Annotated in this window: 8 protein-coding genes; 5 read left to right on the top strand and 3 right to left on the bottom strand. The window is 72.1% G+C overall.

All coding sequences use genetic code 11. The features are described 5' to 3' along the window. Positions 1-29: 29 nt before the first annotated feature. Positions 30-746, bottom strand: coding sequence for a hypothetical protein (locus tag ACWGI8_RS11935; RefSeq protein WP_453660127.1), 717 nt, complete (start codon positions 744-746; stop codon positions 30-32). A 285-nt stretch (positions 747-1,031) separates the two neighbouring features. Here ACWGI8_RS11935 and ACWGI8_RS11930 point away from each other — a divergent pair, with 285 nt between their 5' ends. Both ACWGI8_RS11930 and ACWGI8_RS11925 read left to right on the top strand, forming a co-directional pair. Then, a complete protein-coding gene (locus ACWGI8_RS11930; protein ID WP_453660125.1) occupies positions 1,032-1,775 on the top strand; it encodes a SanA/YdcF family protein in 744 nt (247 codons plus the stop codon). 99 nt (positions 1,776-1,874) lie between these two features. After that, positions 1,875-3,989, top strand: coding sequence for a molybdopterin oxidoreductase family protein (locus tag ACWGI8_RS11925; protein WP_453660124.1), 2,115 nt, complete (start codon positions 1,875-1,877; stop codon positions 3,987-3,989). A 194-nt stretch (positions 3,990-4,183) separates the two neighbouring features. Here the strand turns inward: ACWGI8_RS11925 and ACWGI8_RS11920 are convergent, their stop codons facing one another. Continuing rightward, positions 4,184-4,633, bottom strand: coding sequence for a gamma-glutamylcyclotransferase family protein (locus tag ACWGI8_RS11920; RefSeq protein WP_453660123.1), 450 nt, complete (start codon positions 4,631-4,633; stop codon positions 4,184-4,186). Next, positions 4,597-4,932, bottom strand: coding sequence for a divalent-cation tolerance protein CutA (gene cutA / locus ACWGI8_RS11915; RefSeq protein WP_453660121.1), 336 nt, complete (start codon positions 4,930-4,932; stop codon positions 4,597-4,599). Before cutA ends, ACWGI8_RS11920 begins: the two co-directional genes overlap by 37 nt. Positions 4,933-5,389: 457 nt before the next feature. Here cutA and soxR point away from each other — a divergent pair, with 457 nt between their 5' ends. From soxR to ACWGI8_RS11900, 3 genes are all read left to right on the top strand, one after another. Then, positions 5,390-5,845, top strand: a complete 456-nt coding sequence (soxR, locus tag ACWGI8_RS11910) for a redox-sensitive transcriptional activator SoxR (RefSeq protein ID WP_453660119.1) — start codon at positions 5,390-5,392, stop codon at positions 5,843-5,845. A 20-nt stretch (positions 5,846-5,865) separates the two neighbouring features. Further along, complete coding sequence (locus ACWGI8_RS11905) at positions 5,866-6,669, top strand: aminotransferase class IV (RefSeq protein ID WP_453660117.1); 804 nt, start codon at positions 5,866-5,868, stop codon at positions 6,667-6,669. A gap of 249 nt (positions 6,670-6,918) precedes the next feature. Then, on the top strand, positions 6,919-7,307 hold a 389-nt coding region (locus ACWGI8_RS11900), incomplete at its 3' end, for a hypothetical protein (protein ID WP_453660115.1).

The following is a 7,307-nucleotide window of genomic DNA, read 5'->3' as shown; positions in this document are numbered from 1 at the left end:
CCGGAGGCCGGGCCGGGTCGGGCGGCTCCTCAGCTCGCGAGCCAGACCCGCAGCGTCGTGCCCGGTACGAAGCCCTGCTGGATGGCCGCGGTCAGGGAGTCGCCGTGTTCGTAGCCGGCGACGGGCATGCCGGGCCAGAGGCGGGCGACGGCGGCGAGGCAGCCCGCCCAGGCGCGATCGAGGTCTCCGTCCGTGCCGAAGAGGTTGGAGACTCCCACGACGGATTCGCTGCGGCTCACGACCGCTCCGGCGACCGTGCGGGTGCCGCGGTCCGTGGTCCCCGCGAGCAGCGTCGTGGAGCGGTCGGCGAGGAGTTCGGCACGGAAGAGTCCGGCCAGGTCCTGGTCGCCCTGTGCCCATGCCGAATCCCACTCGACCAGGTTCCGCACCGTCCTGACCGGCCGCCAGGTGACGTCGTCCGGCGCGACGGGGGCGGCGAGGACGGCCGGGCGGTGGATCCACCGTGCCTCGAAGAGCACGTCGAATCCGTCCGCCGACAGATCGAGCCGCCCGAAGCTGTCCTTGACCGAACAGCCCGGCGTCTCGCGGTCGACCTGCTCCAGCACCTCGCGCCCCGTGGCGTCCGGCGTGAGGGTCACGGCGTCCGGGTACAGCGGCGGGGTGCGCTGCTCGCTGGTCCAGGCCCGTTCGCCGAAGACCCCTGAGACCCCGTGCGCGCGGCACATGGTGTCGCACCATTGGGCGTTGTTACGGGCGGCGTACGCATCGTGCCACACAGTGGTCATGGATTGCATAATGCCGGACCCGCCGGCCGGGTTCGGACCACACCGGCACCCCGGGGCAGCCGGGCACGGCCGACGGTTCGGGGGTCCGTGGTGCGGACGTGCCCCCGAAGAGGTGACGTGGCCAGGGCCTTCCTCCGGATCGGGCCGGATCCGCGGGCGGGGGCCTGGTGCGTACGCCGTGACGGGGCACGGACGAGTTCCGCCGATCACATCGACGTGGTGTGGTGAACCGATGCGCCTCCGACGGCGTCGGACGAGGTGAACCGAGGGACCAGGGGGTCATCCATGCGCAAGCGCTCACTGCGCACGCTCTCACTCCGCGGGCTCACGCCGCGCACGCTCGCGCGGCGTACGCTCGCGCTCCTGCCGAGGAGCAGGCGCGGGCAGCGGCGTGCCGTGCAGGCAGTGATGCTCGGGTGCGTGTTCGCGCTGGCACCCGCGACCTGGATGCACGCGGTCGCCGACAGCCGTATCCGCACCACCGCCGATGTGCCCGCGCGCGATGTCGCCGTCGTCTTCGGCGCGGGTCTGTGGAAGGGCCGGCCGACCCCGTATCTCGCGCACCGGCTCGACGCGGCCGCCGAGCTGTACCGGACCGGGAAGGTCAAGGTCGTGCTCGTGACCGGGGACAACAGCCGGGTCGAGTACGACGAGCCGGACGCGATGCGCACGTATCTCACCGCACGCGGTGTGCCGGACGGGCGGATCGTCAGCGACTACGCGGGCTTCGACACCTGGGACTCGTGCGTACGCGCCAAGAAGATCTTCGGGGTCGACCGGGCGGTGCTGGTGACGCAGGGCTTCCACATCAAGCGGGCGATCGCGCTGTGCGATGCGGCGGGGATCGAATCGTACGGCGTCGGGGTCGCCGAGCCGCACGACTCGGTCTGGTACTACGGCGGGGCGCGGGAGTTGTTCGCGGCGGGCAAGGCGGCGCTGGACGTCGCGTTCGAACCGGACCCGCGGTTCCTCGGCCCGCAGGAGCCGGGCGTCACCAAGGCCCTGGCCTCGGCCGCCGCCACGCCCTGAGCGGCTCACCGTGCCGGGCGGCGCGGGCGGAGGTGTGCGTACCGAAGCCGTAATGCGCCGAGCCCGCCGCCGTAACACGGACGAAGCACGCTGAGTGCCATGTCCCCTGCACCGGCCCCCGCCTCCGCGCTCGTTCCCACTCACTGCCCCTACTGCTCTCTGCAGTGCGGCATGAACCTGCGCGCCGAGGAGACGGGGACCGTCGAGGTCGTGGAACGCACGGACTTCCCCGTGAACCGGGGCGCCCTGTGCGGCAAGGGACGTACGGCACCCGCGGTGCTCTCCTCCCAGGTACGGCTGATCGGGCCCCTGGTCCGACGCCCCGCCACAGGCAGGCTCGAACCGGCCACCTGGGAGGAGGCCCTGCGGGCCACGGCCGACGGACTGCGGCGGACCCGCGCGGTGCACGGCGCGGACGCCGTAGGGGTGTTCGGCGGCGGGGGCCTGACGAACGAGAAGGCGTACGCGCTCGGGAAGTTCGCCCGGGTCGTGCTCGGCACCTCGCAGATCGACTACAACGGCCGCTTCTGCATGTCGTCCGCGGCGGCCGCGCACCAGCGGGCGTTCGGTCTCGACCGGGGGCTGCCGTTCCCGATGGAGGACATTCCGCGCACCGGCTGCGTCATCCTCGTCGGCTCGAACCTCGCCGAGACGATGCCGCCCGCGCTGCGCTATCTGACCGAGCTGAAGGAGAACGGCGGCACGCTGATCGTCGTCGATCCGCGCCGTACGAGGACGGCCGAGCAGGCCGATCTGCATCTCGCACCGCGGCCCGGAACCGATCTGGCGCTCGCGCTCGGGCTGCTGCACCTGGTGGTGGCGCAGGGCCGTACGGACGAGGAGTTCATCCGAGAGCGTACGACCGGGTGGGAGGAGGCCAGGGCGGCCGCGATGGCGCACTGGCCCGAGCTGGTCGAGCGGCTCACCGGGGTCGGCGTGCCGCAGCTGCGCGAGGCGGTACGGATGTTCTGCGACGCGCCCACCGCGATGGTGCTCACGGCGCGCGGCCCCGAGCAGCAGTCGAAGGGCACGGACACGGTCGGCGCATGGATCAATCTCGCCCTCGCGACGGGGAAGGCGGGCCGGCCGCTCTCCGGCTACGGCTGCCTGACCGGGCAGGGCAACGGGCAGGGCGGCCGCGAGCACGGCCAGAAGGCCGACCAGCTGCCCGGGTACCGCAAACTCGACGACCCGGCGGCGCGGGCGCATGTGGGGCGGGTGTGGGGAGTCGACCCCGACTCGCTGCCCGGCCCGGGGCGCAGTGCGTACGAACTGCTCGACGCGCTGGGCCAGGACGTGAAGGCGCTGCTGCTGATGGGCTCCAACCCGGTGGTCTCGGCGCCGCGCGCCGCGCACATCGAGGAACGGATGCGGGGGCTCGACTTCCTCGCCGTCGCGGACGTGGTGCTGTCGGAGACGGCGGAGCTGGCGGACGTCGTGTTCCCGGTGACCCAGTGGGCGGAGGAGACGGGGACGATGACGAACCTGGAGGGGCGGGTGCTGCTGCGGCGCCGGGCGATCACACCTCCGGTGGGGGTACGGAGCGACCTGGAGCTGCTGCACGGACTGGCCGGGCTGCTGGGCCATGAGAAGGGGTTCCCGACGGACGCGGAGGAGGTCTTCGCGGAACTGCGCCGGGCGTCGGCGGGCGGGCCGGCCGACTATTCGGGCATCAGCTACCGGCGGCTGGAGGAGGAGAACGGCGTCTTCTGGCCCTGCCCGGAGGCGGCGGCCCCCGTCCGGGACACCCACCCCGGAACCCCGCGGCTGTTCCTGGACCGGTTCGCGACGCCGGACGGCCGGGCGCGGTTCGTGCCCGTGGTGCACCGGGCGGCCGGGGAGGAGACCGACGCCGAGTATCCCGTCGTGCTGACGACCGGACGGGTCGTCGCGCAGTACCAGTCCGGGGCGCAGACCCGGCGGGTCGCCGAGCTGAACGCCGCGGCGCCAAGGCCGTTCGTCGAGCTGCACCCGCATCTGGCCGCGCGGGTGGGGGTGGCCGACGGGGAGCCGGTGGCCGTCGTGTCCCGCCGGGGGCGGGCGGTCGCACCGGCCCGGGTCACCGACGCGATCCGGCCGGACACGGTCTTCATGCCGTTCCACTGGCCGGGCGAGGGCCGCGCCAACACGCTGACGAATCCGGCGCTGGACCCGACGTCGCGCATGCCGGAGTTCAAGGTGTGCGCGGTGCGATTGGAACGAGCTGGGGGCTGAGCCCCCGGACCCCCGGACGCCGGGCTCAAAGTGAGCCCCGCCGGGGATCCCGCCACGCCGCAGGGCGTACGGGGAGAGCGAGGCGCGGGGGTGGGTTCAGGGGCCGACCCCCGGAAACGGGGGCTGGGGGCGGTTTCCGCCCCACGCGGCGGAACCGCGGGTCGACACAGCGGGAAGGGCGGGGAGGCGAGAACTCAGCCCACCGCCGACCAGTCGCCCCCGGGGATCACCGTCCCGTGCTCCCGCAGCTCGCCCGCCACCGCCTCCGCCGCCACGTACACCCACGCCGGGACGGCGCCCGCGGCCGTGTGGACGTCCCGGGCGACCCGTACGTACAGGTTGCGAGGGTCGCCGGGGCCGAAGTACTCCTCCAGGTGGTCGAGTACCGCTATCAGCTCGCCGTAGTGCCCCGGCGCCGCCGTGACGAGTTCACCGGTGACGGTGCCGTCGCCCTCGACGGCGTACGGATAGCCCGGCCCCTCGTACAGCACCGCGCCGCTCAGCCGCGCGGGCTCCTCGGTGGCGGTGCGGCCGCGCAGGAAGCGGTCGTGGTTGTGTTCGCCCGCGCGGAGCGTGCCGTAGACGAAGAACGGCAGTGACCCGCCCGTCACGGCGCCGTCGCCGTCGTCTCCGCCGCGACCCACTCCAGATACGCGGCGCTGCCCCGCACCACCGGCGTCGCGATGATCTCCGGGGTGTCGTAGTCGTGGTGGGCCCGCACATGTGCCTCCAGCGCTTCGTAGCGGGCCTCCGTGGTCTTGAAGAGGATCTGCCACTCCTCGCTGGTCTCGATGGCGTTCTGCCAGCGGTAGACGGAGGTGACGGGCGCGGAGATCTGCGCGCACGCGGCCAGTCGCGCCTCCACCGCGCCGCGCGCCAGCTCCTCGGCCTTCTCGGCGCTGTCGGTGGTGGTCAGGACGGTCAGGGCGACGGTCACGAACACTCCTCTCGAATCGTGCGGAACCAGGGCCGGAACCAAGGACGTAGCCAGGGCCGGAACCGAGGACGGGACCGAGGTCGGGACCGAGGTCGGGACCGAAGTCGGGTGCCCGCCGGTCGCCCCCGGCCTCCGCACGACTGTTTTACAACGGCGTCTGTTTTACAACGGCGTCTGTTTTACAACGGCGTCAGCCCGTGTACGGACGCCTGCTCCTGGCGTCCCGCAGCGCGGTGGCCCACCAGGCGATCTGGTCGAGCATCGTCTTGACGGCGGCGTCGGGCGCGGCCGGGTCCTTGTGCTGTCCGTCGTCGACGTGGGCTCGGCGAGCGACGCGGGCTCGGCGAGGGTCATGGAGTCGGTGGGGCTCATGAAGTCGGTGGTCTGCACAGAGGTGGTGAGGTCCATGCCGCCGAGCCTGGTACTTAAACCATGGTTCAGGTCAAGCGAGTAGTCTGGGCGCATGACCCATCTCGCCTGGGACGCCAAGGAAGCCACCGTCGGTGAGCTGGCAGAACGCAGCGGTGTCGCCCCGTCCGCACTGCGGTTCTACGAACGCGAGGGGCTGATCAAGAGCCGCCGTACGTCGGGCAATCAGCGGCGCTACAGCCGGGACACGCTGCGGCGCGTCGCCTTCATCCGCACCTCCCAGCGGCTCGGCATCCCGCTCGCCACGATCCGCGAGGTGCTCGGTCTGCTGCCGGAGGACCGTACGCCGACCAGGGAGGACTGGGCACGGATCTCGGAGTGCTGGCGCGACGACCTGGACAAGCGGATCCGTACGCTCCAGCGGCTGCGCGACAATCTCTCGGACTGCATCGGCTGTGGCTGTCTCTCGCTGGACCGGTGCGTGCTGTCCAACCCGTGCGACGAGCTGGCGTCGCACGGGCCCGGGCCACGACGTCTGATCGAGGACTGACCCGGGCATACGGTATGCCCATGACGACTGCTCCCACGGTGTACATCGAGATCGACGGCAGACCGGTGGCCGAGTCGGATCCGGATCTGCTCCCCGTACTGCAGGGTGGCTACGGCCACTTCACGGCGATGCAGGTACGCGGCGGACGGGTACGCGGTCTCGCGCTGCACCTGGAGCGGCTGGACGGCTCGACGCGCGAACTGTTCGGCACGGCGCTGGACGGGGAGCGGGTGCGTGCACGCATACGGCAGGCCCTCACCGCGGCCGGCAGGCGGGACGCCTCCGTGCGGGTCCATGTGTACGCGACGTACGGGACGGGCGGGGCGGCGGGCGGGGACGCCGAGCCGATCCTGGTGGTGACCGTTCGGGGGCCGCAGGAGATGGGCGAGGCACCGCGGAGCCTGATGTCGGTGCCGTACCAGCGGCCGCTCGCCCACATCAAGCACGCGGGCGGTGTCGGCCAGACCTACTACGGCATGGCCGCGGTGCGCGCCGGCTTCGACGACGCGCTGCTGACCGGGCCCGGCGGGGTGATCTCGGAGGGCCACATCACCAACGTCGCCTTCTGGGACGGGACGTCGGTCGTCTGGCCGGACGCACCCGCGCTGCGCGGCGTCACGATGGCGCTGCTGGAGCCGCTGCTGCCGTCGGTGCGTCGCGAGGTGACGCTGGCGGATCTCGCCTCCTACTCGGCGGCGTTCCTCATGAACTCACAGGGACTGGCGCCCGTGCGCAGGATCGACTGCACGGAGTTCGCCGTGGACGAGGGCCTGATGAAGCGGGTGCGGGAGGCGTACGAGGGCGTCCCCTGGGACGAGATCTGACGCCCTGGCCGGAGAGGAATCTTTCACCCTTTCGGCGTGGCGGCCGAAGCTGTGCGGCCAATGGCGGAGCACACCCCGCGTGACCTGCGGTGACGCATCACAGGCAAGGCGACACACCGTGTTGTTCGAGCGAATCTGATCGCCCATCAGCAGGCGTGGGCGACCGACTGCCTCTTACCTCTGAAGTGATACGAACCGCGGTCACGCCTCCGGCGCGGCCCCTGGCGGTCCATCGCTCCGGAGGACGACATGCGCACCACCGCCCGCCTGCTGACCGGCCACGCACTCGCGGCCGTCTGCCTCGGCGTGCTCGCCGCACCGGCCTCGTACGCCGGAGACTTCGAACCGCTGGAGATCACGCCCTCGACCGTGTCCCCCGGGGCGACCGTCACGGTGAGGACCACGGGCTGTGGCAAGGGCGGCCACGGCACCGGTGACGCCCAGTCGCTCGGCGCGGGTGACTTCAAGCTGTCGCCCTTGGCACGGAAGGAGACCGTGGCCGGAAAGTTCACCGTGCCGAAGAACGCCAAGCCGGGGAACTACGGCATTGCCGTGCTGTGCGACGACGGCAAGGAGGCCACCGGGGATCTCGTGGTGCAGTCCCACGGGCAGCAACCGAGCGGCCATGTGAAGACGGG

The organism is Streptomyces sp. NPDC054841 (assembly GCF_053611045.1).
The sequence above is the reverse complement of the archived record's forward strand: the minus strand, read 5'-3'. Positions and strand labels throughout refer to the sequence as shown.